1 tRNA gene and 2 rRNA genes are annotated in these 3,947 nt (G+C 50.3%); all 3 read left to right on the top strand.

Annotated elements, in window-relative coordinates:
* The first annotated feature begins 91 nt into the window (after positions 1–91).
* Positions 92–167: transfer RNA gene (locus tag ACH4S8_RS44995), tRNA-Ala, on the top strand.
* Positions 168–495: 328 nt separating this feature from the next.
* A 23S ribosomal RNA gene (locus tag ACH4S8_RS44990) occupies positions 496–3,402 on the top strand.
* Between the two features lie 140 nt (positions 3,403–3,542).
* Positions 3,543–3,658 (top strand): 5S ribosomal RNA (rrf, locus tag ACH4S8_RS44985).
* The last annotated feature ends 289 nt before the right edge of the window (positions 3,659–3,947 follow it).

The raw sequence follows: 3,947 nt of genomic DNA, 5'->3' as shown, positions 1-3,947 counted from the left end.
CTTCGCTAACCCACGCCTTGCCTAAGAAAAAAGACCTCCGAGTAAGAAAAAATCTTATCAGGAGATTAGTCGATACTAAAAAAACCTTTATGGGGCTATAGCTCAGCTGGGAGAGCGCCTGCCTTGCACGCAGGAGGTCAGCGGTTCGATCCCGCTTAGCTCCACCATAAATTTTTCTGATTATTCAGAATAGATTAGTCAAATAGTCTATTGCGAATAATTATGCTCTTTAACAATCTGGAACAAGCTGAAAATTGAAAACAACGCACATTGTTTATCGCTTAAACAATGTGAGAGTCTCTCAAAATTTCAGACCTGAAATTTTCGGTCACTAACTCGAGCGGCATGCGCGAGCAGTGTGAAATTCAAGGCGGACAGCGCACAGCCAGCGCAGCGTACATAGGTACGTGAGCATGGCGAGCACTGCCCAACGAAGAAGTTCACCACGCACAGCCATGACAGTAAAGTGAACGTTGAAACAATTTCGGGTTGTGAGGTTAAGCGACTAAGCGTACACGGTGGATGCCTAGGCAATCAGAGGCGATGAAGGACGTGCTAATCTGCGAAAAGCGTCGGTAAGGTGATATGAACCGTTATAACCGACGATATCCGAATGGGGAAACCCAGTGCAATTCGTTGCACTATCGTTTGATGAATACATAGTCAAACGAGGCGAACCGAGGGAACTGAAACATCTCAGTACCTCGAGGAAAAGAAATCAACCGAGATTCCCCTAGTAGCGGCGAGCGAACGGGGAGCAGCCCAGAGTCTTAATCAGCATTAGCATCAGGAGAACGGTCTGGAAAGTCCGGCAGTAAAGGGTGATAGCCCCGTATCCGAAGGTGTTAGTGTTGTGAACTCGACGAGTAGGGCGGGACACGTGTTATCCTGTCTGAATATGGGGGGACCATCCTCCAAGGCTAAATACTCCTGATTGACCGATAGTGAACCAGTACCGTGAGGGAAAGGCGAAAAGAACCCCGGCGAGGGGAGTGAAATAGAACCTGAAACCGTGTACGTACAAGCAGTGGGAGCACCCTTTAGGGTGTGACTGCGTACCTTTTGTATAATGGGTCAGCGACTTATATTCTGTAGCAAGGTTAACCGTATAGGGGAGCCGTAGGGAAACCGAGTCTTAACTGGGCGAATGAGTTGCAGGGTATAGACCCGAAACCCGGTGATCTAGCCATGGGCAGGTTGAAGGTTGGGTAACACTAACTGGAGGACCGAACCGACTAATGTTGAAAAATTAGCGGATGACTTGTGGCTGGGGGTGAAAGGCCAATCAAACCGGGAGATAGCTGGTTCTCCCCGAAAGCTATTTAGGTAGCGCCTCGTGAACTCATCTTCGGGGGTAGAGCACTGTTTCGACTAGGGGGTCATCCCGACTTACCAACTCGATGCAAACTACGAATACCGAAGAATGTTATCACGGGAGACACACGGCGGGTGCTAACGTTCGTCGTGAAGAGGGAAACAACCCAGACCGCCAGCTAAGGTCCCAAAGTCATAGTTAAGTGGGAAACGAAGTGGGAAGGCTCAGACAGCCAGGATGTTGGCTTAGAAGCAGCCATCATTTAAAGAAAGCGTAATAGCTCACTGGTCGAGTCGGCCTGCGCGGAAGATGTAACGGGGCTAAACTATGCACCGAAGCTGCGGCAGCGACATTTAGATGTTGTTGGGTAGGGGAGCGTTCTGTAAGCCTGTGAAGGTGTACTGTGAGGTATGCTGGAGGTATCAGAAGTGCGAATGCTGACATAAGTAACGATAATGCGGGTGAAAAACCCGCACGCCGGAAGACCAAGGGTTCCTGTCCAACGTTAATCGGGGCAGGGTGAGTCGACCCCTAAGGCGAGGCAGAAATGCGTAGTCGATGGGAAACGGGTTAATATTCCCGTACTGGTGATAATTGCGATGGGGGGACGGAGAAGGTTAGGCTGGCCGGGCGACGGTTGTCCCGGTTTAAGGATGTAGGCAGGTGAATTAGGCAAATCCGGTTCACTATATGCTGAGGTCTGATGACGAGTCACTACGGTGGCGAAGTAGCTCATACCCCGCTTCCAGGAAAAGCCTCTAAGCTCTAGATTATCATTAATCGTACCCCAAACCGACACAGGTGGTCAGGTAGAGAATACTCAGGCGCTTGAGAGAACTCGGGTGAAGGAACTAGGCAAAATGGTGCCGTAACTTCGGGAGAAGGCACGCTGGCATTAGGTGAAGTGGTTTACCCATGGAGCTGAAGCCAGTCGCAGATACCAGCTGGCTGCAACTGTTTATTAAAAACACAGCACTGTGCAAACACGAAAGTGGACGTATACGGTGTGACGCCTGCCCGGTGCTGGAAGGTTAATTGATGGGGTTATCCGTAAGGAGAAGCTCTTGATCGAAGCCCCAGTAAACGGCGGCCGTAACTATAACGGTCCTAAGGTAGCGAAATTCCTTGTCGGGTAAGTTCCGACCTGCACGAATGGCGTAATGATGGCCAGGCTGTCTCCACCCGAGACTCAGTGAAATTGAACTCGCTGTGAAGATGCAGTGTACCCGCGGCAAGACGGAAAGACCCCGTGAACCTTTACTATAGCTTGACACTGAACATTGAGCCTTGATGTGTAGGATAGGTGGGAGGCTTCGAAGCGTGGACGCCAGTCTGCGTGGAGCCAACCTTGAAATACCACCCTTTAATGTTTGATGTTCTAACGTTGCCCCGTTATCCGGGGTGCGGACAGTGTCTGGTGGGTAGTTTGACTGGGGCGGTCTCCTCCCAAAGAGTAACGGAGGAGCACGAAGGTTGGCTAAGCATGGTCGGACATCATGCGGTTAGTGCAAAGGCATAAGCCAGCTTGACTGCGAGAGTGACGGCTCGAGCAGGTACGAAAGTAGGTCTTAGTGATCCGGTGGTTCTGAATGGAAGGGCCATCGCTCAACGGATAAAAGGTACTCCGGGGATAACAGGCTGATACCGCCCAAGAGTTCATATCGACGGCGGTGTTTGGCACCTCGATGTCGGCTCATCACATCCTGGGGCTGAAGTAGGTCCCAAGGGTACGGCTGTTCGCCGTTTAAAGTGGTACGCGAGCTGGGTTTAGAACGTCGTGAGACAGTTCGGTCCCTATCTGCCGTGGGCGTTGGAAGATTGAAAGGGGCTGCTCCTAGTACGAGAGGACCGGAGTGGACGCACCACTGGTGTTCGGGTTGTCATGCCAATGGCATTGCCCGGTAGCTAAGTGCGGAAAAGATAACCGCTGAAAGCATCTAAGCGGGAAACTTGCCTTGAGATGAGTCTTCCCTGACCCTTTAAGGGTCCTAAAGGAACGTTTAAGACTAAGACGTTGATAGGTTGGGTGTGTAAGCGTAGCGATACGTTGAGCTAACCAATACTAATGAACCGTGAGGCTTAACCTGACAACACCGAAGGTGTTTTAGAGAGACGAGATAGTTTTCGAATGTGAGTGAGAAGCCGAAAGGTGACGGACACAGCAGCTTGTTCAAGATTGATGTTCTGGTTTAGCAAAGAAAGGCTAAACGGGAACGAACCGAATTTGTCTGGCGGCAATAGCGCGGTGGTCCCACCTGACCCCATGCCGAACTCAGCAGTGAAACGCCGTAGCGCCGATGGTAGTGTGGGGTCTCCCCATGTGAGAGTAGGGAACTGCCAGACATTAAATTAGTGAGAAAGCCACCCATTGGGTGGCTTTTTTGCGTTTGGGGAATGGGGCCAAGAAAAGGCCGAGATGACGAGATAAATAACGCAAGCTAAGCGAATCAATAATCCCCTCAGCAACCAATCGTTGTGTTACCCGTGTTCTGTGTTCACGTCGTTATGACTTGTGATTAAAACGTAGAAATTCTTGTAAGCTTATCAATAATCTACTTAGCAACTCATCGTTGTGTGATCCGTGTTCTGTGTTCACGTCGTTATGACTTGTGATTAAAGCGGAGAAATCTTT

The organism is Streptomyces sp. NPDC021080, assembly GCF_044333225.1.
Lineage (GTDB): Bacteria > Actinomycetota > Actinomycetes > Streptomycetales > Streptomycetaceae > Streptomyces.
This window is presented reverse-complemented; position numbering and strand designations above follow the sequence as displayed.